This window comes from Streptomyces sp. NPDC092369, assembly GCF_044755245.1.
GTDB lineage: Bacteria > Actinomycetota > Actinomycetes > Streptomycetales > Streptomycetaceae > Streptomyces.
The window spans coordinates 492636-515993 of the sequence record NZ_JBIVQP010000001.1 but is presented as its reverse complement, the minus strand read 5'-3'; the positions used below and the strand labels follow the sequence as shown (position 1 = coordinate 515993).

At 70.8% G+C, this 23358-nt stretch carries 25 protein-coding genes and 1 riboswitch; of the genes, 14 read left to right on the top strand and 11 right to left on the bottom strand.

Annotated features, from left to right (window positions below; translation table 11 throughout):
- Positions 1 to 4: 4 nt before the first annotated feature.
- Positions 5 to 1657, bottom strand: a complete 1653-nt coding sequence (gene ctaD / locus ACIQI8_RS02250; protein WP_402343718.1) for a cytochrome c oxidase subunit I — start codon at positions 1655 to 1657, stop codon at positions 5 to 7.
- A 106-nt stretch (positions 1658 to 1763) separates the two neighbouring features.
- Between ctaD and ACIQI8_RS02245 the strand changes: the two genes are divergently transcribed.
- Both ACIQI8_RS02245 and ACIQI8_RS02240 read left to right on the top strand, forming a co-directional pair.
- The gene (locus ACIQI8_RS02245; protein WP_402343715.1) at positions 1764 to 2315 is read left to right on the top strand and encodes an RNA polymerase sigma factor; all 552 of its coding nucleotides are present in this window, start codon (positions 1764 to 1766) and stop codon (positions 2313 to 2315) included.
- On the top strand, positions 2308 to 3285 hold the full coding sequence (locus ACIQI8_RS02240) for a CU044_5270 family protein (protein ID WP_402343712.1): 978 nt from the start codon (positions 2308 to 2310) through the stop codon (positions 3283 to 3285). Before ACIQI8_RS02245 ends, ACIQI8_RS02240 begins: the two co-directional genes overlap by 8 nt.
- Here ACIQI8_RS02240 and ACIQI8_RS02235 read toward each other — a convergent pair whose 3' ends face one another.
- Positions 3286 to 4134: a bifunctional 5,10-methylenetetrahydrofolate dehydrogenase/5,10-methenyltetrahydrofolate cyclohydrolase gene (locus ACIQI8_RS02235; RefSeq protein WP_402343709.1), complete on the bottom strand. Its 849-nt coding sequence runs from the start codon at positions 4132 to 4134 to the stop codon at positions 3286 to 3288.
- Between the two features lie 22 nt (positions 4135 to 4156).
- Positions 4157 to 4240, bottom strand: a riboswitch (ZMP/ZTP riboswitch).
- A 213-nt stretch (positions 4241 to 4453) separates the two neighbouring features.
- Positions 4454 to 4819: a nuclear transport factor 2 family protein gene (locus ACIQI8_RS02230; RefSeq protein ID WP_402343706.1), complete on the bottom strand. Its 366-nt coding sequence runs from the start codon at positions 4817 to 4819 to the stop codon at positions 4454 to 4456.
- 172 nt (positions 4820 to 4991) lie between these two features.
- Here ACIQI8_RS02230 and ACIQI8_RS02225 point away from each other — a divergent pair, with 172 nt between their 5' ends.
- Both ACIQI8_RS02225 and ACIQI8_RS02220 read left to right on the top strand, forming a co-directional pair.
- On the top strand, positions 4992 to 5285 hold the full coding sequence (locus ACIQI8_RS02225; RefSeq protein WP_402343703.1) for a hypothetical protein: 294 nt from the start codon (positions 4992 to 4994) through the stop codon (positions 5283 to 5285).
- A 135-nt stretch (positions 5286 to 5420) separates the two neighbouring features.
- Complete coding sequence (locus ACIQI8_RS02220) at positions 5421 to 6881, top strand: aldehyde dehydrogenase family protein (protein WP_402343700.1); 1461 nt, start codon at positions 5421 to 5423, stop codon at positions 6879 to 6881.
- Between the two features lie 17 nt (positions 6882 to 6898).
- Here ACIQI8_RS02220 and ACIQI8_RS02215 read toward each other — a convergent pair whose 3' ends face one another.
- The 3 genes from ACIQI8_RS02215 to ACIQI8_RS02205 form a co-directional block, all read right to left on the bottom strand.
- Positions 6899 to 8653 (bottom strand): ABC transporter ATP-binding protein, encoded by a 1755-nt coding sequence (locus ACIQI8_RS02215; protein ID WP_402343698.1) that lies wholly within the window; start codon positions 8651 to 8653, stop codon positions 6899 to 6901.
- Between the two features lie 76 nt (positions 8654 to 8729).
- Positions 8730 to 8960: a hypothetical protein gene (locus tag ACIQI8_RS02210; RefSeq protein ID WP_402343695.1), complete on the bottom strand. Its 231-nt coding sequence runs from the start codon at positions 8958 to 8960 to the stop codon at positions 8730 to 8732.
- Between the two features lie 5 nt (positions 8961 to 8965).
- Positions 8966 to 9199, bottom strand: a complete 234-nt coding sequence (locus ACIQI8_RS02205) for a hypothetical protein (RefSeq protein ID WP_402343692.1) — start codon at positions 9197 to 9199, stop codon at positions 8966 to 8968.
- A 226-nt stretch (positions 9200 to 9425) separates the two neighbouring features.
- Here ACIQI8_RS02205 and ACIQI8_RS02200 point away from each other — a divergent pair, with 226 nt between their 5' ends.
- From ACIQI8_RS02200 to ACIQI8_RS02185, 4 genes are all read left to right on the top strand, one after another.
- Positions 9426 to 10511: an S-(hydroxymethyl)mycothiol dehydrogenase gene (locus ACIQI8_RS02200; RefSeq protein ID WP_402343689.1), complete on the top strand. Its 1086-nt coding sequence runs from the start codon at positions 9426 to 9428 to the stop codon at positions 10509 to 10511.
- A complete protein-coding gene (locus ACIQI8_RS02195; protein ID WP_402343686.1) occupies positions 10511 to 11140 on the top strand; it encodes an MBL fold metallo-hydrolase in 630 nt (209 codons plus the stop codon). Before ACIQI8_RS02200 ends, ACIQI8_RS02195 begins: the two co-directional genes overlap by 1 nt.
- A 27-nt stretch (positions 11141 to 11167) precedes the next feature.
- A complete protein-coding gene (locus tag ACIQI8_RS02190; RefSeq protein ID WP_402343683.1) occupies positions 11168 to 11542 on the top strand; it encodes a DUF4180 domain-containing protein in 375 nt (124 codons plus the stop codon).
- 107 nt (positions 11543 to 11649) lie between these two features.
- Positions 11650 to 12582, top strand: a complete 933-nt coding sequence (locus ACIQI8_RS02185; protein WP_402343681.1) for an SDR family oxidoreductase — start codon at positions 11650 to 11652, stop codon at positions 12580 to 12582.
- 2 nt (positions 12583 to 12584) lie between these two features.
- On the opposite strand, the gene ACIQI8_RS02180 is transcribed toward ACIQI8_RS02185, so the two are convergent.
- Complete coding sequence (locus ACIQI8_RS02180; RefSeq protein ID WP_402343678.1) at positions 12585 to 13121, bottom strand: hypothetical protein; 537 nt, start codon at positions 13119 to 13121, stop codon at positions 12585 to 12587.
- A 49-nt stretch (positions 13122 to 13170) separates the two neighbouring features.
- On the opposite strand from ACIQI8_RS02180, the gene ACIQI8_RS02175 reads away from it, so the two are divergent.
- Positions 13171 to 13962 carry an SDR family NAD(P)-dependent oxidoreductase gene (locus ACIQI8_RS02175; protein WP_402343675.1) on the top strand — a complete coding sequence of 264 codons (792 nt, stop codon included), beginning with the start codon at positions 13171 to 13173 and terminating at the stop codon, positions 13960 to 13962.
- A gap of 161 nt (positions 13963 to 14123) precedes the next feature.
- Entirely contained in the window at positions 14124 to 14822 is a 699-nt protein-coding gene (locus tag ACIQI8_RS02170; RefSeq protein WP_402343672.1) for a L,D-transpeptidase family protein, read from the top strand.
- Between the two features lie 60 nt (positions 14823 to 14882).
- Here ACIQI8_RS02170 and ACIQI8_RS02165 read toward each other — a convergent pair whose 3' ends face one another.
- Positions 14883 to 16085 (bottom strand): Gfo/Idh/MocA family protein, encoded by a 1203-nt coding sequence (locus ACIQI8_RS02165; RefSeq protein WP_402343669.1) that lies wholly within the window; start codon positions 16083 to 16085, stop codon positions 14883 to 14885.
- A gap of 176 nt (positions 16086 to 16261) precedes the next feature.
- Between ACIQI8_RS02165 and ACIQI8_RS02160 the strand changes: the two genes are divergently transcribed.
- Both ACIQI8_RS02160 and ACIQI8_RS02155 read left to right on the top strand, forming a co-directional pair.
- Positions 16262 to 17443 (top strand): ROK family protein, encoded by a 1182-nt coding sequence (locus ACIQI8_RS02160; RefSeq protein ID WP_402343666.1) that lies wholly within the window; start codon positions 16262 to 16264, stop codon positions 17441 to 17443.
- Between the two features lie 100 nt (positions 17444 to 17543).
- Positions 17544 to 17729, top strand: coding sequence for a hypothetical protein (locus ACIQI8_RS02155; protein ID WP_123996165.1), 186 nt, complete (start codon positions 17544 to 17546; stop codon positions 17727 to 17729).
- Positions 17730 to 17845: 116 nt separating this feature from the next.
- Here the strand turns inward: ACIQI8_RS02155 and ACIQI8_RS02150 are convergent, their stop codons facing one another.
- The 3 genes from ACIQI8_RS02150 to ACIQI8_RS02140 form a co-directional block, all read right to left on the bottom strand.
- Positions 17846 to 19225 (bottom strand): S1 family peptidase, encoded by a 1380-nt coding sequence (locus ACIQI8_RS02150; protein ID WP_402343663.1) that lies wholly within the window; start codon positions 19223 to 19225, stop codon positions 17846 to 17848.
- Positions 19226 to 19390: 165 nt separating this feature from the next.
- Positions 19391 to 20221 carry an SAM-dependent methyltransferase gene (locus tag ACIQI8_RS02145; protein WP_402343660.1) on the bottom strand — a complete coding sequence of 277 codons (831 nt, stop codon included), beginning with the start codon at positions 20219 to 20221 and terminating at the stop codon, positions 19391 to 19393.
- 53 nt (positions 20222 to 20274) lie between these two features.
- The gene (locus ACIQI8_RS02140) at positions 20275 to 21336 is read right to left on the bottom strand and encodes a DUF3800 domain-containing protein (protein ID WP_402343657.1); all 1062 of its coding nucleotides are present in this window, start codon (positions 21334 to 21336) and stop codon (positions 20275 to 20277) included.
- A gap of 24 nt (positions 21337 to 21360) precedes the next feature.
- On the opposite strand from ACIQI8_RS02140, the gene ACIQI8_RS02135 reads away from it, so the two are divergent.
- Entirely contained in the window at positions 21361 to 22539 is a 1179-nt protein-coding gene (locus tag ACIQI8_RS02135; protein ID WP_402343653.1) for a MalY/PatB family protein, read from the top strand.
- A 52-nt stretch (positions 22540 to 22591) separates the two neighbouring features.
- Positions 22592 to 23350: a type 1 glutamine amidotransferase domain-containing protein gene (locus ACIQI8_RS02130; protein ID WP_402343650.1), complete on the top strand. Its 759-nt coding sequence runs from the start codon at positions 22592 to 22594 to the stop codon at positions 23348 to 23350.
- The last annotated feature ends 8 nt before the right edge of the window (positions 23351 to 23358 follow it).

Genomic DNA, 23358 nt, shown 5'->3' with positions numbered 1-23358 from the left:
GCCGTCACTGTGTCGTCAACTCCCGTTCGGCTGCTGGGCGTTCGGGGTGGTGTAGGTCGAACGCCGGTGACTCGCTCCGGATGCGGGGGAGGGAGACGAAGTTGTGGCGTGGGGGCGGGCAGGAGGTCGCCCACTCCAGGGAGCGGCCGTAACCCCAGGGATCGTCTGTCCCGACCGGCTTGCCGTACTTCGCGGTCTTCCAGACGTTGTAGAAGAAGGGGAGGAGGGACGAGCCGAGGAGGAACGAGGAGATGGTCGAGACGGTGTTGAGGGTGGTGAGCCCCTCCGCGGCCAGGTAGTCGGGGATCCGGCGCTGCATTCCGTTCGCGCCCAGCCAGTGCTGGACGAGGAAGGTGCCGTGGAAGCCGATGAACAGCGTCCAGAAGGTGATCTTGCCGAGCCGCTCGTCGAGCATCTTGCCGGTCATCTTCGGCCACCAGAAGTGGAAGCCGGCGAACATCGCGAAGACGACCGTGCCGAAGACGACGTAGTGGAAGTGGGCGACGACGAAGTAGCTGTCGGAGACGTGGAAGTCGATGGGCGGGGAGGCGAGCATCACGCCGGTCAGGCCGCCGAAGACGAACGTCACGAGAAAGCCCATGACCCAGAGCATCGGGGTCTCGAAACTCAAGGACCCCTTCCACATCGTTCCGATCCAGTTGAAGAACTTCACGCCGGTCGGCACGGCGATGAGGAACGTCATGAAGGAGAAGAACGGCAGCAGGACTCCGCCGGTGACGTACATGTGGTGGGCCCACACCGTCACCGAGAGGCCGGCGATGGCGATGGTGGCGCCGATCAGGCCCATGTAGCCGAACATCGGCTTGCGGGAGAAGACCGGGATGACCTCGGAGATGATGCCGAAGAACGGCAGCGCGATGATGTACACCTCTGGATGGCCGAAGAACCAGAAGAGGTGCTGCCACAGCAACGCCCCGCCGTTGGCGGCGTCGAAGACGTGTGCTCCGAATTTCCGATCCGCCTCCAGCGCGAACAGCGCGGCGGCGAGCACGGGGAAGGCCAGCAGCACGAGCACGGCGGTCAGCAGCACGTTCCACACGAAGATCGGCATGCGGAACATGGTCATGCCCGGGGCGCGCATGCAGATGATGGTGGTGATGAAGTTGACCGCACCCAGGATGGTGCCGAAGCCGGAGAAGGCCAGGCCCATGATCCACAGGTCGGCGCCGATGCCCGGCGAGCGGACCGCGTCCGACAGCGGGGAGTAGGCGAACCAGCCGAAGTCGGCCGCGCCCTGCGGGGTGAGGAAGCCGCCCACGGCGATGGTCGAGCCGAACAGGTACAGCCAGTAGGCGAACATGTTCAGCCGCGGGAAGGCGACGTCGGGGGCGCCGATCTGGAGCGGCATGATCCAGTTCGTGAAGCCGGCGAACAGCGGCGTCGCGAACATCAGCAGCATGATCGTGCCGTGCATCGTGAACGCCTGGTTGAACTGCTCGTTCGACATGATCTGCAGACCGGGCCGGGCGAGCTCGGCGCGCATCAGCAGCGCCATCACGCCGCCGATCAGGAAGAACGCGAACGACGTGACGAGGTACAGCGTTCCGATGGTCTTGTGGTCCGTGGTGGTCAGCCACTTGATGACCTGGCGATCGAGGATCCGGCGATCGGGGTCCTGGCGATTGAGGTTCTTCACGCCCCGCCTGTGTCCGCTCCCGCCCCACCGGTCACACTCGGGGAACGCGAGGTGAATCACGGAATCGGGGTGTGACGTTCCGGCCGGTGCCGGACACGTACGGGTCATGAGCAACGACGAGTTCTTCGCCGCTGCCTATCGCGAGCACTACTGGGCGGTCAGCCGCTACGTCGCGCGGCGACTGGACGGGCGTACCAGCGAGGTGGAGGAAGTGGTGGCGGAGGTGTTCACGGTCGCCTGGCGACGCCGGGCCGACCTGCCGGGGTCCCCGCTGCCGTGGCTGTACGGGGTGGCACGGAACTGCCTCGCGAACGCGGTACGCGGCTACGGACGCCGGCGCCGGCTGGTGGCCCGGCTGGGCAACGACGAGACCGCGCACGGGCGGCAGGTCGTGGCCGGCCCCGACACCGAAGCTCCGGGCGCCTGGGTGCACGAGGCGCTGGCCCGGCTCTCCGAGGGCGACCGGGAGGTGCTGCGTCTGACGGCCTGGGAGGAACTGGCCGTCGACGAGGTCGCCGTCGTTCTCGGCTGCGGCAGCCGGGCCGCGGCGATGCGGTTGCACCGGGCGCGGCGCCGGCTCAGAGCCGAGATCGACCGCATCCGCCCCGACGCCACCCGCCCCGACGCCACCCTGACCAAGGAACACGGCCATGGCTGACGACCACGACCTCGACCTCCTGCGCCGCGCCAACCCCGTGCCGGTCGACGGCCCCCACTACGGCGACGGCCCCCTCGACCACCACGCCGAACGCCGCCTCAACCGGCTGCTGCACGAACGCCCCGCCGCGCGCCGCCGCACCCGCCTCCTCTGGAGCCTCGCGGCAGCCGCCGTAGTCGCCACGACGGCGCTGACCCTGCTGCTCAGCGGCCCGAGCACCGCCCCCGCGGTCGCCGCCCCGCGCCCGCTGGTCGTGCAGGCGGGCTCCACCCCCGTATCCCTGCGACAACTGGCCGAGTTGGCCGAGGCGATCGCGACCGGCGCTTCGCCCCGGCTGCGCAAGGGCACGCACGCCCAGTCCTGGAGTCTGGGCATGAGCGACGACAAGCCCCCGATCACGCTCCCGCAGGAGCGCGTCGTGCGCTGGAAGGCGGACGGCAGCCACACCGAACTCGTGGTCGCCACCGACCCGCGCCACCCCGGCCGCCCCGTCCTCAGTGACGCGAACGGCGATCCGCACCTGGTCGAGGACGGCCACGTCATCAACCGTCAGACCTATCCGCCCAGTTGGAGCGACGCCCCGCCCGAGTCGCCGCCCCCGCACGACCCCGCGAAGCTGCGCGCCTACCTGACGGAGGCCACGTACACGCACGGCACCATGACCACCCCCCAACTCCTCGACGCGGTCGGGGTGTTGCTCGACAACTGGACGCTCGGCGCGGCCGAGTCAGCGGCGCTCGCCGAACTGCTGGCCGACGCCCAGGGGCTGCGCCCCGCCGGCCAGGTGACCGATCGGCTCGGCCGCCGCGGACAGGCCTACGTGTACGACGGAGCCGGCTACCGCCGTATGTTGATCATGGACCCGGCCACCGGAGCCGTCCTCGGCCTGGAGGCCGTCTACACCAAGGCCGTGCCGGAGTACGGCGTGAAGGCGGGCGCGGTCGCGGACTACAGCGCGTGGATGCGCTGATCACACCCCGAGCTGCCGGGCGGCGGCCACCACGGTCTGTTCGAGGAGCGTGGCGATCGTCATCGGACCGACACCGCCCGGCACCGGAGTGATGAGTCCCGCTCGCTCCACGGCCGAGTCGAAGTCCACGTCGCCCACGTTGCCGGGGTTGTAGCCGGCGTCGATCACGACGGCGCCGGGCTTGATGTCCGCCCCGCGGATCAGCCGGGGCCGGCCCACGGCGGCGACCACGATGTCCGCCTCCCGGACCACGTCCGACAGCTCCTTCGTACGGGAGTGGCAGTACGTCACCGTCGCGTCGCGAACGAGGAGCAGCATGCCCACCGGCTTGCCGAGGATCGCGCTGCGGCCCACGACCACGGCCCGCTTGCCGGACGGGTCGACCTCGTACTCGTCGAGCAGCCGGATGATGCCGCCGGGCGTGCAGGACACGAAGCCCGGCAGGCCGAAGCTCATCGTCGCGAAGGAGGCGAAGGTGACGCCGTCGACGTCCTTCTCGGGCGCGATCGCCTCGAACGCGGCCCGCTCGTCGATGTGTTCGCCCATCGGGTGCTGCAACAGGATGCCGTGCACGCCGGGGTCGTCCGACAGCCCGCGCAGGGTGGCGACGAGTTCGTCGGTGGTCGTGGCGGCGGGCAGGGCCACGTGGCGGGACTCGATGCCGGCCTTGCGACAGCGGTTCTGCTTCATCCGGACGTAGGTGACGGAGGCGGGGTCCTCGCCGACCAGGACCGTGGCGAGGCAGGGTGCGCTGCCGGTGCGGTCGGTGACGTCGGCGGCCTTCTTGGCGGTGTCCTCGACGATGCGCCGGGCGAGGGAGGCGCCCTCCATGAGCCGGGCCTGAGACATGATCCACTCCTGGGCTGGATGACAAGATCGCCCAGGCGCACGGCAGTTGCTCTGCGAGGCCGCTCCCCGGTGGTGCTCCACCTCAGCGCCAGTCACGGCCCGGTACGAGCCTAACGTCTGTGGGTGGCACGCCGTGCAGTTGGGAGTGGGTGGAGTGGGCGGGGCCGGGCAGCCCTCAGTAGCGAGCGGAGAACCACGGCGGACACGTGCCGGCCCGCCGTGGAGGCCGGGCTTCGGCGCCGCGTCCTACCCAGCCCGGTCCGTACGGAGAAGGACCAGGTCAGCCGGGAGCTGATCCGGATCCGCCCGGTTCGCCCGCCTACTCGTCCCATGCCTCGATCATGGTCTGTTCGGAGATCCTGCCGTCGCGCAACGTGATCATCGACTCGGACAGGACGCGCATCCCGTCCGGGTACCGGCAGGACTCGCTGTAGGCCGCGCTGTCGCCCTGGACCACGCACCTCTCCAGCTTGTGCGTCATGTCGCGGCTGTAGACGTCGCTCAGCATCCGGCCGATGGCGTCGCGGCCGTGCAGGACCGTGGGGTTGCTGGGCTGACTGTTGCGGTTCACGACGCGCAGTTCGGCGTCGTCCGCGTAGAGAGACAGAAGCGTCTCCGGAGTGTGTCCTTCGATGCCCCGGCGCAGTGTGTCGGTGTCGAACGCCGGGTGTGCCGCCGTGCCCATGATGACCTCCCTGAAGGGCCGCGGCCCGGGAGGGGAACGGGCCGCGTAGGACCTCACCTTCGAGCCTCCTCCGCCCCGGCACGCTCGGCAAGCGCAACCGCGCGCTGGGCCTGACGGGTGAGCGGCGTGCGCCGGCCGTGACCGCCGGGCGCCGGGCGGCGTTGCTGAAAGCATGATCTCAACACGACGTATCGCCGCCGCCGTTGGTCTCGCCGCCGGTATCACCGGTCTCGCCGCGCCGATGGCGGGCGCGGCCGAGGCGGCCGCTCCGGACGCCGGGAAAATCAACCCGATCGCCACGCTCGACTCGCTCACCGTGAGCGACATCCCCGAGCAGCACAAGTCGGTGATCCCGCGGCCGTCCGGCCAGCTGCAGCAGTTGAACAAGCTCAACGACCTCAACCAGCTGCACCAGGTCACCGACCTGGCGGCCCCCGTGACCGGGCTGCTCGGCGGCCTGGAGTAGTCGGCCGCACGTCGTACGTCCTCGTCAAGGGCCGCCCGGAACACCGGGCGGCCCTTGACATTGCCCGAGTCGAATCGCAGTCTTTCGTCAGGAATGTGAATACAGTTTCACCAGGCGAACGCAAAGGTGCGTACGATGCCCATCACCCGTGACCTGTTCATCGGCGGCAAGGACGTGCCCGCCACCTCCGGCCGGACCGCCGAGGACGTGAATCCGTACACCGGCGAGGTGTACGCGACCGTGGCCGCCGCGGGCCCGGAGGACGTACGGCGGGCCGTGGACGCGGCCGACGCCGCCTTCGAGGAGTGGGCGGCGCTGGCGCCCTTCGCGCGGCGGGCGATCTTCCTCAAGGCGGCGGACCTGCTGGACGCCCGCGGTGAACAGGTCGCCGAGCTGATGGCCCACGAGGCGGGTGGCACCCGGCCCTGGGCGTACTTCAACGTGGCCCTGGCCGCGAACATCCTGCGCGAGGCCGCCGCCGCGATCACCGCACCGCGCGGCGAGGTGCTCAGCGCCCAGGAGCAGGGCGCGCTGGGACTCGCCGTGCGGGAACCCCTCGGCGTCGTGGCCGCGTTCGCGCCGTGGAACGCGCCGGTGATCCTCGGGGTACGGGCCGTCGCGGCGCCCCTCGCGGCAGGCAACACGGTCGTCGTCAAGCCCAGCGAGGACGCGCCGCTCGCCTGCGGACTCCTCGTCGCCGACGTACTGCGTGAGGCCGGGCTGCCCGACGGCGTGCTCAACGTGGTCACCAACGCCCGCGAGGACGCGGCCGAGATCGCCGAGACGCTCATCGCCGACGAGCGGGTCCGGGCCGTCAACTTCACCGGCTCCACCAACGTCGGCCGCATCATCGGTGAGCACGCGGCCCGTCATCTCAAGCCCGCCGTCCTTGAGTTGGGCGGCAAGAACGCCGTGCTCGTCCTCGACGACGCGGACGTGGACTACGCGGTCGACGCCGTCACCTTCAGCGTGTTCATGAACGCCGGCCAGATCTGCATGTCCGGCGACCGGATCCTCGTGCACGAGTCGCTGGCCGAGGAGTTCACCGCGAAGTTCGCCGCCAAGGTGGCCTCGCTGCAGGCCGGTGACCCGTCGGATCCGCGCACCGTGGTGGGCCCGCTGGTGAGCACGTCGGCGGCGCGACGGGTGGCTGGCCTGGTCGGGGACGCCGTGGCCAAGGGCGCGAAGGTCGTCGTCGGCGGGGGCGAACCCGCGGAGGCCGTGCACCCGGCGACCGTACTGAGCGAGGTGCCCAAGGACGCCGAGCTGTACTACGCGGAGGCGTTCGGGCCGGTCTGCGTGCTCGACACCTTCGCCGACGACGCCACCGCGGTGGCCGCCGCCAACGACACCGACAACGGACTGACCTGCGGCATCATCACCGAGAACGCCACGCACGGGCTCGCCGTCGCGCGCCGGATCCGCACCGGCATCGTGCACATCAACGACCAGTCGGTGGCCGACGAACCGCAGGCCCCCTTCGGCGGTGTGAAGGCCACCGGGTACGGACGGTTCGGCGGTCGCTGGGGCATCGAGGCGTTCTCCAACACCCGTTGGGTGACCATCGCCACCCAGCAGGCGCACTATCCCTTCTAGGGCTCGACGCCCAGGAATCAGCCGGCCGTCGCCAGGAACTGCGTGGCGGCCAGCTCCGCGTAGAGCGGGTCGGCGGCGACCAGTTCGCGGTGGGTGCCCACGGCCCGTACCCGGCCCGCGTCCATCACCACGATCCGGTCGGCCGTCGTCACCGTCGACAGCCGGTGCGCGACGACCAGCACCGTGGTCGTACGGGCCACATCGGCGACCGTGTCGCGCAGCGCGGCCTCGTTCACCGCGTCCAGTTGCGAGGTGGCCTCATCGAGCAGCAGGAGGCGGGGGCGGCGCAGCAGGGCGCGGGCGATGGCCACGCGCTGCCGCTCGCCGCCCGAGAGCTTGGTGCCCCGGTGGCCGACCAGGGTGTCGACTCCCTTGGGCAGCTTGGCGATCAGGCCGTCCAGGCGGGTCGTCCTGAGGACCTTGGTGAGCGCGTCGCCGTCCGCATCCGGGTTGCCCAGCAGCAGGTTGTCCCGCAGCGAGCCCGACAGTACCGGCGCGTCCTGCTCGACGTACCCGATCGCGGACCGGAGCCTGGGCAACTCCCAGTCGTCGAGGGGGAGTCCGTCGAGGGTGATCGTGCCCGACTCGGGGTCGTAGAACCGCTCGATGAGGGAGAACACCGTCGTCTTGCCCGCGCCGGACGGGCCGACGAACGCCGTCAGGCCCTGGGCGGGGACGGCGAACGTCACGCCGTGGTGCACGTAGGGCAGGTCGTCGGCGTACCGGAAGCGGACGTCGGTGAAGGCGAGCGCGGCCGGTTCGGCGGCGGGGGAGGGCAACGGGGCGGGCTCGGCCGCCGGTTCGGCGGGCAGGCTCAGCGCCTCCTGGATGCGGGCGAGGGCCGCGGCACCCGTCTGGTACTGGGTGACCGCGCCGACCACCTGCTGGATCGGCTGCATCAGATAGAAGACGTAGAGCAGGAACGCGACCAGTGTGCCGACGTCGATGGCTCCGGTCGCCACCCGGGCCCCGCCCACCGCGAGCACCGTGATGAAGGCGATCTGCATCGCCAGGCCCGCCGTGTTGCCCGCCGCCGCCGTCCACTTGGCGGCCCGCACGCTCTGCCGCCACGACTCCTCGGCGGCCTCGTGCAGGGTGCGCTCCTCACGGTCCTCGGCGCCGGACGCCTTGATCGTGCGCAGCGCGCCCAGGATCCGCTCCAGCGAGGCGCCCATCACGCCGACCGCGTCCTGCGCCTGCCTGCTCGCCCGGTTGATGCGCGGGACGATCACGCCCAGCACCGTCCCCGCGCACACGACCACCGCCAGGGTGACCCCGAGCAGCACCGGATCGACCAGGCCCATCATCACGATCGTCGCCACCAGCGTGAGCCCGCCCGTGCCCAGGCCCACGAGCGAGTCGGTGGTGACCTCGCGCAACAGGGTGGTGTCGGAGGTGATCCGGGCCATCAGGTCGCCCGGCTCGCTGCGGTCGACGGCCGCGATGCGCAGCCGCAGCAGATACGACGACAGGGCGCGCCGCGCGCCGAGCACCACCGACTCGGCGGTGCGCCGCAGCACGTACGAACCCAGCGCGCCCAGCGCCGCGTTGGCCACCACGAGCGCCGACATGGCCAGCAGGGCACGGGTGATGGTCCGGTCGTGCGAGAGGTCGTCGATCAACCCCTTGGCCACCAGCGGCAGCAGCAGCCCGGTCGCACCGGTGAGCAGCGAGAGCAGGGCACCGGCGAGCAGCGTCCACCGGTGCGGGCGGACATAGGCGAGGAGCAGCCGCCAGGCGGGTGGGTCGGGCCGGGTCTCTGCGATGCTCACTGCGCTCCTTCGACAGGCGGTGAGCATTCAGGCTACGTCGGCGTACACCTCGGCCGTCGCCCCGCCCGGCGTGCGGTCAGGGCCACAGGCCGTACCCCCTGGCCAGGACGCGGTTCGTGTCGTACAGGGCCTTGGCGCGGACCAAGTCCTCCCAGACCGGGCCGAAGTGGGATCGCCAGTCCCCGGGCGTCATCGGCAGCGCGCTGACCGGGTGCAGGACCCCGCCGACGGCCCTGGCCCGGTCGCGGACGTCTCGGTTCGCGGCGACCAACTGGTCCACCACGTGCGGGCGTTCGGGGGGTGCCATGCGCATCAGCGAGAGCAGGCACAGGAGTTCAGTGGGCGGCCGGCGCCGCCGCCGCGGGCGGACACCGCGAGGCCCCGCGGTCCGGCGAAGGCGACGAGCTCGCGGACGGCGCCGGCGGACCGGGCGCTGAGGACGCCGCGAGGGCGGGAGCCCACGATATGGCCGAAGTCGGTGGAGACGCGGCGCAGGTCCTCGTCCTCGGCGGGCGTCGCGGGGATGATTCCGGGCGTGCTGTTCATGCCGCCCTCCTGCGGGAGTGGCTGTTCGGCTCCCGAGGGGAGAGCCGTGCTGGAATTCCGCTCGTCAACCTGCGCAGACCCGGTGCGAGCAGGGACGATTCACAGCGAATTCTTGCCGCCATCATGAAAAGCCCGCCCAAGGAGGCCGTTCCTTACCGTGCCGCTCCTGATCAATTGCACGTAGGGTCGAAAGGACGGATGTCGGTCGACGAAAGGGGTCCCCACCATGGCGCAGGAAGTACGTGGTGTGATCGCACCGGGCAAGGACGAACCGGTACGGGTGGAGACGATCGTCGTGCCCGATCCGGGCCCCGGTGAAGCGGTCGTACAGATCCAGGCCTGCGGGGTCTGTCACACCGACCTGCACTACAAACAGGGCGGAATCAACGACGACTTCCCGTTCCTGCTCGGCCACGAGGCCTCCGGCATCGTGGAGTCCGTCGGCGAAGGCGTCACCGACGTCGCGCCCGGCGACTTCGTGATCCTCAACTGGCGTGCGGTGTGCGGGAACTGCCGGGCCTGTCTGCGCGGACGCCCCTGGTACTGCTTCAACACGCACAACGCGAAGCAGAGGATGACCCTCACCGACGGCACCGAACTCTCCCCGGCTCTCGGCATCGGCGCCTTCGCCGACAAGACGCTCGTCGCGGCGGGTCAGTGCACCAAGGTCGACCCGTCCGTCGCCCCGCAGGTGGCCGGACTGCTCGGCTGCGGCGTGATGGCCGGCATCGGCGCCGCGATCAACACCGGGAACGTCGGCCGGGGCGACACGGTCGCCGTCATCGGCTGCGGCGGCGTGGGCGACGCGGCGATCGCCGGGTCGAACCTGGCCGGGGCCGCGCGGATCATCGCCGTGGACATCGACGACCGCAAACTGGAGACCGCCCGCGCCATGGGCGCCACCCACACGGTCAACTCCAAGGAGACGGACCCGATCGAGGCGATCCGCGAGCTGACCGGCGGCTTCGGCGCCGACGTCGTCATCGAGGCGGTCGGCCGCCCGGAGACGTACAAGCAGGCGTTCTACGCCCGCGACCTCGCCGGGACCGTGGTGCTGGTCGGTGTGCCCACCCCGGAGATGAAGCTCGAACTGCCGCTGCTGGACGTCTTCGGACGCGGCGGCGCGCTGAAGTCCTCGTGGTACGGCGACTGCCTGCCCTCCCGCGACTTCCCCCTGCTGATCGACCTCCACCTCCAAGGCCGCCTGGATCTCGGCGCGTTCGTGACCGAGACGATCGAACTGACCGACGTGGAGAAGGCCTTCGAGCGGATGCACCAGGGCGACGTCCTGCGTTCGGTGGTGGTGCTGTGATGGCCGCGCGCATCGAACACCTCGTCACCTCAGGGCAGTTCACGCTCGACGGCGGCACCTGGGACGTCGACAACAACGTGTGGATCGTCGGTGACGACCACGAGGCGATCGTCATCGACGCCGCGCACGACGCCGACGCGATCCTCGAAGCCGTCGGCGACCGGCGGCTCGTGGCCATCGTGTGCACGCACGCCCACAACGACCACATCGACGCGGCGCCCGCCCTGGCCGACCGCACCGGCGCCCGTATCTGGCTGCACCCCGACGACCTCCCGCTGTGGAAGCAGACGCACCCCGACCGGGACCCCGACGCGCACCTGGCCGACGGCCAGGTCATCGAGGCCGCCGGCGCCGATCTGACGGTGATCCACACCCCCGGGCACGCACCGGGCGCGGTCTGCCTCTACGACCCCGCGCTGGCCACCGTCTTCACCGGCGACACCCTCTTCCAGGGCGGCCCGGGCGCGACCGGCCGCTCCTACTCGCACTTCCCGACGATCATCGACTCCATCCGTGACCGTCTGCTCACCCTGCCGCCCGAGACGAAGGTCCTCACCGGCCACGGCGACGGCACCACCATCGGCGCCGAGGCCTCGCACCTGGAGGAGTGGATCGCGCGCGGGCACTGACCAGGTGGGCCATTACGATCACCTGACATGACCACCAACACGCTCGTCACCCTGCACGGAGTACGCGTCCTGCGTGTCGCCGCCGAAGGCCCGCCGCTCGACGGCGAACAGGCCGCGCTCGACCTGATCGGCGATGCGATGGGGCAGGAAGCCGAACTCGTGGCGGTGCCCGTGGAGCGGGTCGCGGACGAGTTCTTCCGGCTGCGGTCCGGGGTGGCGGGCGCGGTCACGCAGAAGTTCGTGAACTACCGCCAGCGCCTCGTGATCGTCGGAGACGTGTCCCGGCACGTCTCCGAGAGCACCGCCCTGCGCGACTTCGTGCGCGAGACCAACCAGGGCGGACAGGTGTGGTTCCTCGCCGACGAGGACGCGCTCGACGCGAGGCTGCGCCCGCCCACGTGAACGCCCGCCAACAGGCGAACGCGCGCGAATAGGTGACAGAAGATGTCCGGCTTTCCCGAGATCCTCGAAGCGGAGACACACACGCGACGGGAAACGGGAGGTCGGACATGTCCGCGCCGATCAAGGAAAACACACCGCTGAAGGGCAAGGTCGCCCTGGTCGCCGGGGCGACGCGAGGCGCGGGACGCGGGATCGCGGTGGAACTCGGCGCCGCCGGTGCCACGGTCTACGTCACCGGCCGCAGCACCCGCGAGCGCCGCTCCGAGTACGACCGCCCCGAGACCATCGAGGACACCGCCGACCTCGTCACCGAAGCCGGCGGCCAGGGCATCGCCGTACCCACCGACCACCTCGACCCGGCCCAGGTCCGCACCCTCGTCGACCGCATCGCGGACGAGCAGGGCCGGCTCGACGTCCTCGTCAACGACATCTGGGGCGCCGAGAACCTCTTCGAGTGGGAGAGCCCCGTCTGGGAGCACGACCTCGACAAGGGGCTCAAGCTGCTCCGGCTCGCGGTCGAGACGCACGCGATCACCAGCCACCACGCCCTGCCCCTGCTCCTGCGCAACCCCGGCGGACTCGTCGTCGAGATGACCGACGGCACCGCGGAGTACAACCGCGACACCTACCGCGTCTCCTTCTTCTACGACCTCGCCAAGACGTCCGTGCTGCGCATGGCCTTCGCCCTCGGCCACGAACTCGGCCCGCGCGGCGCCACCGCCGTCGCCCTCACGCCGGGCTGGCTGCGCTCGGAGATCATGCTCGGCCACTACGGCGTCGGCGAGGACAACTGGCGCGACGCCCTCGAAACCACCCCCCACTTCGCGATCTCCGAGACCCCGCGCTACGTCGGCCGCGCCGTCACCGCCCTGGCCACCGACCCCGAGGTGGCCCGCCGCAACGGCCGGTCCTTCTCCAGCGGCGGCCTCGCCCAGGAGTACGGCTTCACCGACCTCGACGGCAGCCGCCCGGACGCGTGGCGCTACCTCGTCGAGGTGCAGGACGCGGGCAAACCGGCCGACGTGACCGGCTACCGCTGACCTCAGGAGGCCGGGACCTGTGGCAGCGGCCAGCGCGCCGAGTGGCCCGGCCCGAGGTCCAACTCCTCGCGCACGGCCGCGTAGTAGCCCTGACGTCCGGCCCGCTGCCGCTCCAGCAGCGCCTGCCACGCCTCGGGATCCCGTGTGCCCTCGCGCAGGAACCGCTCCATCGCCAGGACCGTGGCGACCCAGGCCCGGGCCTTGTCCACCACCTCCGGGCTGCCCAGCAGGAGCAGCGTCTCCCCGGCCGGATCCCGGGCGAGCCCGGCCTCGGCGATCAACGGCGCCGCCTCCTCGGGCGACAGCGGGTGCGGATGCGGGTCGTTGCCGAGGTGGGAGGCCACCCGATAGGTGAGCGTGACCGTCTTCTTCAGCACGCGCGCGTAGTCGCTGTACACCGCCAGCCGCCGCTCCTCCCAACGAGCCTCCCGCTCCCGGCGGTAGCGGGCCTGATCACCCCGTACGACGGCCAGATACGAGCCGAGCGCGCCGATCACCACACCTATGAGCGCGGGCAGTTGCTGCATGAACGCTGACATGCGCGCACGGTATCTGCCCAGTTGATCGTTTCGGGAGTAGGTTCGGCCCATGGCTGACACGAAGCGCTTCGAGGGGTACGGAGTTCTGGTCACCGGCGCGGCCCGAGGCATCGGTGCCGCCATCTCGCGGCGGCTCGCGGGGGAGGGGGCGCGGGTCCTGATGACCGACGTCGACGGGCCCGAGGCGGCGAAGACCGCGGACGTCCTGCGCGAACAGGGGCTCGCCGTCGAGGCGTTGGAGTGCGACGTGGCCGACCGCGCTTCCGTGGAGGCGGCCGTCGCGCATGCCGTCGGGGCCTTCGGCGCGCTGGACGTCCTGGTCAACTGCGCGGCTCACTGCACGCCCGACCCGCCGCTCCTGGAGGACGGCACGGACGAGGCGTGGGCCAGTGATCTCGACATCACCCTGACCGGCACCTACCGCTGCTGCCGCGCCGCCCTCCCGCACCTGGCCGCCTCCGGGCGCGGCGCCATCGTCTCCATCGGTTCGGTGAACGGCCTGCTGGACTTCGGGAACCAGGGCTACAGCGCCGGCAAGGCGGGCCTCGGCTCGCTGACCCGTACCCTCGCCGGGCACGCGGCTCCGCGAGGAGTGCGCGTCAACCTCGTGGTGCCGGGGACGATCCGCACCTCGGCCTGGGAGGGACGGGAGGACGAGCTGGAAGAGATCCGCCCCCTCTACCCGCTGGGCCGGATCGGCGAACCCGACGACATCGCCTCCGCCGTCGCCTTCCTGGCCTCCCGCGACGCGTCCTGGATCACCGGCACCTCGCTCGTGGTCGACGGCGGCATCACAGCGGTCAGCGCCGGATTCACCGCGCGACTCCGGCCCCGGCCGTGACATCGGGCGATCGCCGATTGTCACCGTTTCGTCGCAGCGCGCCCAGCCGTACAACGAACCGGACGGGGCACCGGTCTAGGTGGATGAGATCGCAGGACCGTACTCGGTCGCAGGACCGTGAGAAGTGGTCGCAGGACCGCAAGAAGGGGAATGGGCCCACCATGGGGGACATACGCAGACGGGGCGCCGTCGCACTGGGGATCACCGGACTCGTCGTACCGCTCGGACTCGCGCTCGGCACCGCGCCCGCGCAGGCGGCCACGAACTGCACCACGCAGGCCGGGCCCTATCAGAAGCAGGTGGAGAAGTTCCTCGGCCGGCCGGTCGACGGCAAGCAGTCCACCGCCGACTGCAAGGCGATCAAGGCCTTCCAGACCAAGCACGGCATCACGCCGAACATCGGCTACGCGGGGTCCGTCACCTGGGGCGTGATGAACCTGATGAACAAGCAGAAGGCGGTCGGGAACAACCCGAACAGGGACGGCAAGTGCCCCACCAACAAGGGCCGCATCGCCTGCGTCAACCTCACGCTCCAGCTCAGCTGGATCCAGGACGGCAGCAGGCTGGTCTACGGCCCGGTCCCGGTCCGCACGGGCCGCAACGGCTACGAGACCCGCACCGGCCTGAAGAAGATCTACTGGCGCGACATCGACCACGTCTCGAACATCTACGACGTGCCCATGCCCTACAGCCAGTTCTTCGACGGCGGCCAGGCCTTCCACTCGGTCAACCTGAGCATGTGGAACCCGCCGGGCTCGCACGGCTGCGTCAACATGACCAAGACGACCGCCAAGAAGTACTGGTCGCTGCTGAAGAAGGGCGACGACGTCTTCGTCTACGGCCGCAAGCCGGGCACCTGATCGGACTTGGTCGGACCTGATCCGGCCCGTCCGGAAAGGCACCCGGCGCACGGGACGTCGTCACGCCTCGGGCGCGTCCCCGAAGTCCGGGATGTCGAGCCTTGCCCCACCCTGCCGCGCCGAGTCGTGCGCGATGATGCCCGGCAGGGTGTAACGGGCGGCGACCCACGCGTTCACCGAGGGCAGCGTGCCGGTGTTGACCGCGGTCACGAAGTCGTCCGCCAGGAAGTGGTGGCTGCCCTCGTGGCCGTTGTGCAGGTGGTCGAACTCCCGAGGCAGCCGCGACCGGTCGTGCACCGGCGCCGAGCCGGAGGTGAAGGCGGCCCGAAGATCCGGCGCGATGTGCTGGAGTGACGGATCGTCAGGGGACATGGTGGGCTTGGGCTCCAGCAGTTCGCTGATGTCCTGCACCCCCTTCTTGTCCTGCCAGAAGGCCACCGTCGCCAGCTGCTCCATGCTCGCGTCGGTCCCGAAGAACCGGAAACGCGACTCCCTGATCTGCGAGGGATAGCCCACCCGCCGGAACTCGTTCGTGCGGAACGAGCCGCCGCCGGCCACCTCGAACAGCGCGGTGGCGTTGGAGAAGTCGTTGCCGAACTGGCTGACCTCCTTGTCGAACACCCCGTCCCCGCGCTCGTCGACCACCCCGATCGCCGACACGCTCACCGCATGTGTCTGCCAGGCGCCGAGCACCCCGCCCACCGAGTGGGTCGGGTACAGCAGCGGGGGATAGCTGGCGGTCGCCTTCCAGTTCTCGCCGCCGCTGTACTGGTACGCCTCGTAGAACCCCAGGTCCATGTCGTGGACGTAGTCGCCCTCGGCGTAGAAGATCCGCCCGAACGCGCCCTCGGCGATCTGGTTGCGCGCGTGCACGGTCGCCGGGTTGTACTGGCTGGTCTCGCCCATCATGTACGTCAGTCCGGTGGTGCGGACCTTGTCGATGATCGCGGCGATCTCGTCGGTGGTGATCGCCATGGGGACCGCGGAGTACACGTGCTTGCCGGCGTCGAGGCCCTGCAGCACGAGGGGGCCGTGCGTCCAGCGCTGCGTGAAGATGGCGACCGCGTCGACGGCCTCCGACTCCAGCATCGCCTCGTACGACGGGAAGGTGCCGGCCAGCCCCTGGGCGTCGACGAGCTGCTGGGCGCGCTCGGGCAGCAGGTCGGTGACGTAGACGTCGCTGACGCCGGGATGGGCATGGAAGAGGGTGGCGAACTGGCCGGAGAACTGCCCGGCGCCGACGATGCCGATCGAGAACGTCATGTGAGGCGTGTCCTTCGCTGGTCGAGAATCCTCGCGCCACTTACTTTTGTTGCGAAAGAATCATCTCGTCAAGATGTCTGCGGGAATGGGCTGACATCTTTGCCTGCGCATCCCACGGCCCTAGGGTGTGGCTGTTGCTTCTACGGTGAAACTAATTCATGGGGAGAACGACGTCCATGACCACACATGCCGCCAGCTGGCTCCCGCTCAGCTCGGGTGAGCGCTCGGTGGCGATCGAGGTGCTCGTCCACGGACCGCTGTCGCGCACCGAGCTCGCCCGCCGGCTCTGCCTCTCCGCGGGCAGCCTCACCCGGCTGACCAAGCCGCTGATCGAGTCGGGTCTGCTGGTAGAGGTCGCCGAGTCCGGCGTCGGTTCCGGTGCCGGCTCCGGCTCGGCGGAGGTGCGCCAGGGCCGCCCCTCGCAGCCGCTGGACGTGGTCGCCGAGTCCCGCTTCTTCATCGGCTTCAAGATCACCGCCGACATGGTCTACGGCGTCGTCACCACCCTCAGAAGTGACATCGTCGCCCGCCACGACCGCCCGCTGGACTCCCTCGAACCGGACCGGGTCGCCGACCTGCTCGCGGAGATGACCAAAGAGCTCACCCGTGCGCACCCCGATCTCGCGGGCATCGGCATCGGGGTGGGCGGCCTGGTCGAGGACCGTGCCGTGGTGCGCGAGTCGCCGTTCCTGCGGTGGCGGGACGTCCCGCTGGCCGAACTGGTGCGGGAGCGCACGGGGTTGCCCGTGGTGGTCGAGAACGACGTCGCCGCGCTGGTCGAGGCCGAGACCTGGTTCGGCGCCGGCCGCGGCCTGGACCGCTTCGTCGTCCTGACCATCGGCGCGGGGATCGGCTACGGCCTCGTCCAGGGCGGCAGGCGGGTGTCCAACGCCGAGGAGGACCGCGGCTTCGGCCGGCACTGGATCCTGGCTCCCGACGGGCCGCTCACCCCCGACGGGGAGCGCGGCAGCGCCGTCTCCCTGCTGACCATCGGCAACATCCGCTACCAGATCAACGCGGCCACCGGCCGCGACCACAGCTACGAGGAGATCCTCGCCCTGGCCGCCGCCGGCACCCCCGGACCGGCCCGCGTGATCGGTGAGGCGGCCCGCGCACTCGGCATCCTGGTCGCCCACATCGCCAACTTCGCGATGCCGCAGAAGATCCTGCTGGCCGGGGAGGGCGTCGGCCTGATGGAGGTGGCCGGGCACACCGTCGAGGAGACCGTCCGCGCCCATCGGCACCCGCTGGCGCCCCGGGTCGCCCTGGAGACGAAGGTGTCCGACTTCCACGACTGGGCCCGCGGCGCCGCCGTGCTGGCCATCCAGGTCCTGGTCCTCGGACCTGCGCAGGCGTGAATTCCGGACCGGACGGTGGCTGATACACGTGATCAGTAACACGGTCCGAATTGCCGGTTTATCCCCCCATTACTCACAACGCCTTCACCCGTCGGGCCGTATGCTTCACACCATGTCCACCAGTGTTGAACCCGCCTCCGATCGCTCGGCAGACGAGGTCAACGAGGAGATCCGGGCCCTGTGGCACCGGTCGGGCGGGACACTGAGCGTCGAGCAGCGCGAGGAGTACCAGCGGCTCGTGCTGGAGTGGGCCGCCGCGGCCCCGCAGCCGGCGCACGCGGCCTGACCCGCACGCCGACCGGAGCTCCTCGATCCTCGACCGACCTCGATCCTCGACGACCTCTCCCAGAGCTGCGCGGGCACCCGATCCGACCGGACGGGTGCCCTTTCCTTTCCCTTGCCTCATCCCCACATCGCCCGGTACTGGCGCTGGTACGCCTTGCGGTCCTGCTCGGCGCGGATGAAGCGGGTGGCCACCAGCGCGACGATGCTGCCCGCGATCACCAGCAGACCGGGACCGACGTTCTGCGGGTCCGTGATGCGGGCCAGCAGCGTCGCGCCGTTCTCGATGCCCGAGGAGGGAGCCGAGGAGCCCGGAGACGTCGAACCCGGGGCGATCGCGCTGTGCGTCGCCGAGGCGGCCGGCGTCGGTGCCTGCGAGGCGTTCTGCCCGGCCGCCTGCTTCGACACGATCATCTGGACGTTGAGCGCGGTCATCGCCTTGGTCACCGGCTGGAAGAACGTCGTACCCCCCGAGGTGCAGTCGCCGCTGCCGCCCGAGGTGATGCCCAGCGCGATGCCCTCGGAGAACATCGGGCCGCCGCTGTCCCCCGGTTCGGCGCACACATTGGTCTCGATCAGGCCGGTCACCGTGCCCTCGGGGTAGTTCACCGTCGCGTTCAGCCCCGTCACCTGCCCGTCGCGCAGACCACTGGTGCTGCCGCTGCGGAACACCCGCTCGCCGACCGACGGATCGCCCACGCCCGTGATCCGCACGCCGTTGCCGTTGCCGATGGAGACGACGTCGGCCCCCGCGCCCGCCGTGCCGCTCGCGTACTGGACCAGCGAGAAGTCGCTGCCGGGGAAGTTCTGCTGGACCGTCCTGCCCACCTGCCGGGTGCCCTGGTTGTCCGCGAACCAGAGCGAGCCGGTGGGCCCGCAGTGCCCGGCGGTGAGAATGAAGTCGCTCTGCCCGTTGGTCACGTTGAAGCCCGCCGAACAGCGGCCGCCGGTCGACAGGATCGGCTGCGCGCCGTTGATCCGGGTCGTGAAGGTGCCCTGGGTGCGCTCCATCCGCACGAAGGGGCCGATGGCGCCCGCGACCTGGGTCATCTTCGACCAGGCGGAGGAGGAGACCGTGCTGTCGCCCTGCACCACCACCTGGTTGTTGCGGTAGTCCATCACCCATGCCGTGCCGGGCACGCGCGGCGCCGAACGCAGCGTCGAGGCGGCCGACTTGAGCTCGTTCATGCTGTGGCTGACCACCTTCGCCACGACCCCGGCCCGCTCCACCTCGGCGGCCGTCTTCTCGTCGGTCACCGCGACGACCGGCTTCCCGTCGGCACCGATCCAGTTGCCCGCCGTACGGGAGGCGCCGAGCCGGGCGGCGAGCTCTGCACCTTCGTCCGTGGTGGTGTCCTTCGAGCTGAACGGGACGGCGGACGTGCCGGAGGATTCACTCGCCATGGCGGCCTGCGTCACCATCGCTCCTCCCAGGAGGAGTCCGCCGACTGCCGCCAGCCGTGTAACCCGCCGGACGATCCGTCGTCGTGCGTGCCTCATCAATGGCTCCCGAACCCCGAACGCGCGGCCTCAACACCGCGGGGCCCTCCGGTCGTTGAGTGCCCTCCCTCCATAACGGGTGCGGAGGCCGGGGCGTTCAGAACGCGCGTGATCTTCTCGCCGTCGCGCGGGGCCGGCCCGCGCAACGCACACGCCCCGCACGGCTCACCGTTTGCGGCCCACCCCGCCGTACATCGCCACCTCCCGCGGTACGGCCCCCGGTGCCCCCTCCGGCCGCCAGCGCGAGCACGACACCACCCCCGGCTCCAGCAGCTCCAGGCCGTCGAAGAAGCGGGCCACGTCCCGCGGGGTGCGCTGCGTGAGGGGCGGTATGCCGTGCTCGTTCCAGAACCTGACCGCCTCGTCCATGTCCGGGATCGCCGGGCTGCTGATGGTGTGCGACAGGACGAGATGGCTGCCGGACGGGAGGGCGTCCAGGTAGCGGCGGACGACGGCGTACGGATCCTCCTCGTCGGGCAGGAAGATGACCACCCCCAGCAGCATCAGAGCCACCGGCCGGCTGAAGTCCAGTGTCCTGGCCGCCCGTTCCAGGACGGTGTCCACGTCGCGCAGGTCGGCGTCGATGTGATCCGTGCGGCCCTCCGGGGAACTCGTGAGCAGGGCGCGGGCGTGCGCCATGACCAGCGGGTCGTTGTCGACGTAGACGATCCGGCTCTCCGGGGCGTGCCGCTGGGCGATCTCGTGGGTGTTGTCGGCCGTGGGCAGACCGGTGCCGATGTCGAGGAACTGGCGGATGCCCGCCTCGGTGACGAGATGACTGACGGCGCGTCCCAGGAACTGCCGGTCGGCGCGGGCGTACTCGTGGATGGCCGGATGCAGTTCACGGATCCGGTCGCCGGCCACCCGGTCGACCTCGTAGTAGTCGCCGCCGCCGAGCCAGTAGTTCCAGATCCGGGCCGCGTGCGGGCGCAATGTGTCGATGCGTCTGCGCAGCGCCGCGGCGGGGTCGTCCGTGGCTGGGATGTGCTCCGTCACGGGGGCAGCTCCTGGAGGGCCTGGTGGGGGGAGCGGATGTGGCAAGTGGCAATCTAGACTGCCGAGTTGATGTCTGAGGAGGGAACCGCGCGGGTTGTTTTCCCGGCACCTTCCGCCCCGGGCCCGCCCCCGGCGTTCCCCGACCCGTCACCCGCCAGCAGCGCCCAGCTGCTCTCGTCCCCCCACGCCGACGCGGGGTCGACGTACGGACGCAGCAGAGCCGTCAACTCCGGGTCCGCCCGCCGGTTCAGCACGTCCGAGGCGATCTTGCGGGCGATCCCGGCGAGGTAGTCGGCGACCTGCACGCGCGCGTCCAGGCGTGAGTGCACCAGGCGCACCTCGCCGAGCCCGACGCCGGCCCGGCGCGCCGTCTCCTGGATCCAGGCGATCCGTTCCGGCGTCAGCATGTTCTGCCGGTCGTGTGTCAACTCCACGGTGCGACCGCCCGCGCTCCAGTACGCGGCCGTGCCCACGATCGCCGGCAGCAGGGGATTGAGGACGGGGACCAGAACCGGCCCGGACAGGACCCGGGCCCGGTACGCGTCGGCGCGCGGGCGGGCCGCCGCGAGCCGCTCCAGGATCCCCGCGAGGTCGGTGCCGGGATACGCGCGCCGCAGCGCCTCCACCGTCCGGAAGAAGCCGTCGACGGGCTCGCCGGCTTCCCCGTCGTTCCTGATCCGCAGCAGTCGGTTGGCCGCCTGGAGGAAATCCCGCCACCGCTCCTCGCCGAGCACGCGCCGGCCTTCGCGGAACAGGGCGAGCCCTTCCCGACCGCCACCGAGCAGCAGATCGGCGACCCGGTCCACGACGAAGAAGGTCTTCTCGGTGAGATGCACTTTGGCGTCCCAGTGGATCGGCCCGCCGGGCGCGAGCAGCCACTCCAGCACCGCCCGGTGCTTCTCCCGCAGCAGGTGGTTGGCCTTGTACTCCTCGGCGGGCGAGCGGATGCGGTCCCGGATCTCCTGCACGTACGCGGCGGCGGAGTCCATCGGCAGCCGCACACCGGCGTGCGCGAACACGTCCGTGTTCCCGCCGGTGAGATTCTCGCCGTCCGACCCCGACTCGTCGCAGGCGATCTCCACCACCCCCGACCCGAACGCGTCGTTCCAGGTCACACCGCAGCCCCCTATCTTGTGCGCATGACCAGGATCGCGCACGACACCACAGGTGAGGCAAACCCTTTGTGCGCCCTCACCCTCGACCGCCTCCGATGTCGTACGAGCATGAAGTGGCGCACCTACCCGCCGGACGTCCTGCCGCTGTGGGTGGCCGAGATGGACGTCCCGCTCGCCGAACCCGTCCTGCGCGCCCTCACCGACGCGCTCGCGCTCGGCGACACCGGATACCCGGCCGGCACCGCCTACGCCGAGGCGCTGGCCGGGTTCGCCGAGAAGCGGTGGGGGTGGGACGGGTGCGCGGTGGAGCGCACCGCGATCGTGCCCGACGTGATGATGGGCATCGTCGAGATGCTGAAACTGGTCACCGGCAACGGGGACCCCGTGGTGGTCAATCCGCCCGTCTACCCGCCGTTCTTCCAGTTCGTCGAGCACATGGACCGACGCGTGGTCGAGGCACCGCTCGGCCCCGACCTGCGTCTCGACCTCGACGTGCTGGAGGCGGCCTTCCGGCAGGCGGTCGCGGGCAGCGGCCGGGCCGCCTATCTGCTGTGCAGCCCGCAGAATCCGACCGGCACCGTGCACACCGCCGACGAACTGACCGCCGTCGCCGCTCTCGCCGACCGGTACGGGGTGCGCGTGGTCGTCGACGAGATCCACGCCCCGCTGACCGCCTCGGGCGTGGACTTCGTGCCCTACCTGAGCGTGCCCGGTGCCGAGAGCGGCCTGTCGCTCATGTCCGCGTCCAAGGGCTGGAACCTGGCCGGGCTGAAGGCCGCGCTCGCCGTGGCGGGTCCGGCGGCCGGGGCTGACCTCGTCCGGCTGCCCGAAGAGGTCGGCCACGGGCCCAGCCACCTCGGAGCCATCGCCCACACCGCGGCCCTGCGGGACGGCACCGCCTGGCTCGACGCGCTGCGCGCCGGGCTCGACGAGAACCGGCGGCTGCTCACCGACCTGCTGGCCGCGCACCTCCCGTCCGTCGACTGCCGTCCTGGCGAGGCCACTTACCTCGCCTGGCTCGACTGCGGCGCACTCGGCCTCGGCGACGACCCGGCCGACGTCTTCCTGGAACGCGGGCGGGTGGCACTGAGCGCCGGGGACCGCTTCGGCACCGGCGGGGCGGGACACGTACGCCTGAATCTGGCGACCTCGCCGGAGGTGATCGAGGAGGGCGTACGACGGATGGCGGCGGCGCTCGGCTGAACGGACGCCGGGGGTGTCGTGCCCACGTGACGACGGCTGCGAAGATGAGCCCATGCGCGTGCTGATGCCGCTTCCCGACCATGACTTCGACGTCACCGAAGTGGCCGTGCCCTGGCGGGTGCTCACCGACGCGGGGCACGAGGTCGTCTTCGCCACCGAGCGCGCCGGCACCCGGCCCGCCGCCGACCCGCGCCTGCTGACCGGCGTGATCCTCGGGCGGCTCGGTGCGGCCGACGAACCCAAGCGGTTCTACGAACAGCTCACCCGGGCACCGGAGTTCGGCTCCACCGTGGCCTGGGCGGACGTGGACGTGACGGCGTTCGACGGGCTGTTGCTCCCCGGCGGGCACGCGCCCGGCATGCGGCAGTACCTCGGCTCGGCCGAACTGCGGCGTCAGGTCGCGCGGTTGTGGGCGCTGGGCCGACCCGTCGGCGCGATCTGCCACGGCGTCCTGGTGCTGGCCCGCACCGAGGACCCGGCCACCGGACGCAGCGTCCTGACGGACCGTCGGACGACGTGTCTTCCCAAGTACATGGAACGCGCGGCCTACTTGAGCACCGCCTGGCGGTTGGGCCGCTACTACCGCACCTATTCGGCGTACGTCGAGGACGAGGTGCGGGCCGCGCTCGGCGACCCGGGCGCGCAGTTCGAACGTGGTCCCCGGGAACTGACGCGGCGCGGGACGGCGAGCGACGACACGCACGCCTTCGTCGTCCAGGACGGCACCTATCTGTCGGCGCGCTGGCCCGGCGACGCTTACCTGTTCGCCCGCCGCTATCTCGGACTCCTGGACGCCACCGCCGGTGCATAGACTGCGCG

Bases quoted from the DNA above. Each gene is read 5' to 3' on its own strand.
- ACIQI8_RS02245 (WP_402343715.1), top strand. From the start codon at position 1,764: ATGAGCAACGACGAGTTCTTCGCCGCTGCCTATCGCGAGCACTACTGG.
- ACIQI8_RS02240 (WP_402343712.1), top strand. From the start codon at position 2,308: ATGGCTGACGACCACGACCTCGACCTCCTGCGCCGCGCCAACCCCGTG.
- ACIQI8_RS02235 (WP_402343709.1), bottom strand. From the start codon at position 4,134: ATGTCTCAGGCCCGGCTCATGGAGGGCGCCTCCCTCGCCCGGCGCATC.
- ACIQI8_RS02230 (WP_402343706.1), bottom strand. From the start codon at position 4,819: ATGGGCACGGCGGCACACCCGGCGTTCGACACCGACACACTGCGCCGG.
- ACIQI8_RS02225 (WP_402343703.1), top strand. From the start codon at position 4,992: ATGATCTCAACACGACGTATCGCCGCCGCCGTTGGTCTCGCCGCCGGT.
- ACIQI8_RS02220 (WP_402343700.1), top strand. From the start codon at position 5,421: ATGCCCATCACCCGTGACCTGTTCATCGGCGGCAAGGACGTGCCCGCC.
- ACIQI8_RS02210 (WP_402343695.1), bottom strand. From the start codon at position 8,960: ATGGCACCCCCCGAACGCCCGCACGTGGTGGACCAGTTGGTCGCCGCG.
- ACIQI8_RS02205 (WP_402343692.1), bottom strand. From the start codon at position 9,199: ATGAACAGCACGCCCGGAATCATCCCCGCGACGCCCGCCGAGGACGAG.
- ACIQI8_RS02200 (WP_402343689.1), top strand. From the start codon at position 9,426: ATGGCGCAGGAAGTACGTGGTGTGATCGCACCGGGCAAGGACGAACCG.
- ACIQI8_RS02195 (WP_402343686.1), top strand. From the start codon at position 10,511: ATGGCCGCGCGCATCGAACACCTCGTCACCTCAGGGCAGTTCACGCTC.
- ACIQI8_RS02190 (WP_402343683.1), top strand. From the start codon at position 11,168: ATGACCACCAACACGCTCGTCACCCTGCACGGAGTACGCGTCCTGCGT.
- ACIQI8_RS02185 (WP_402343681.1), top strand. From the start codon at position 11,650: ATGTCCGCGCCGATCAAGGAAAACACACCGCTGAAGGGCAAGGTCGCC.
- ACIQI8_RS02180 (WP_402343678.1), bottom strand. From the start codon at position 13,121: ATGTCAGCGTTCATGCAGCAACTGCCCGCGCTCATAGGTGTGGTGATC.
- ACIQI8_RS02175 (WP_402343675.1), top strand. From the start codon at position 13,171: ATGGCTGACACGAAGCGCTTCGAGGGGTACGGAGTTCTGGTCACCGGC.
- ACIQI8_RS02170 (WP_402343672.1), top strand. From the start codon at position 14,124: ATGGGGGACATACGCAGACGGGGCGCCGTCGCACTGGGGATCACCGGA.
- ACIQI8_RS02165 (WP_402343669.1), bottom strand. From the start codon at position 16,085: ATGACGTTCTCGATCGGCATCGTCGGCGCCGGGCAGTTCTCCGGCCAG.
- ACIQI8_RS02160 (WP_402343666.1), top strand. From the start codon at position 16,262: ATGACCACACATGCCGCCAGCTGGCTCCCGCTCAGCTCGGGTGAGCGC.
- ACIQI8_RS02155 (WP_123996165.1), top strand. From the start codon at position 17,544: ATGCTTCACACCATGTCCACCAGTGTTGAACCCGCCTCCGATCGCTCG.
- ACIQI8_RS02150 (WP_402343663.1), bottom strand. From the start codon at position 19,225: ATGAGGCACGCACGACGACGGATCGTCCGGCGGGTTACACGGCTGGCG.
- ACIQI8_RS02135 (WP_402343653.1), top strand. From the start codon at position 21,361: ATGACCAGGATCGCGCACGACACCACAGGTGAGGCAAACCCTTTGTGC.
- ACIQI8_RS02130 (WP_402343650.1), top strand. From the start codon at position 22,592: ATGCGCGTGCTGATGCCGCTTCCCGACCATGACTTCGACGTCACCGAA.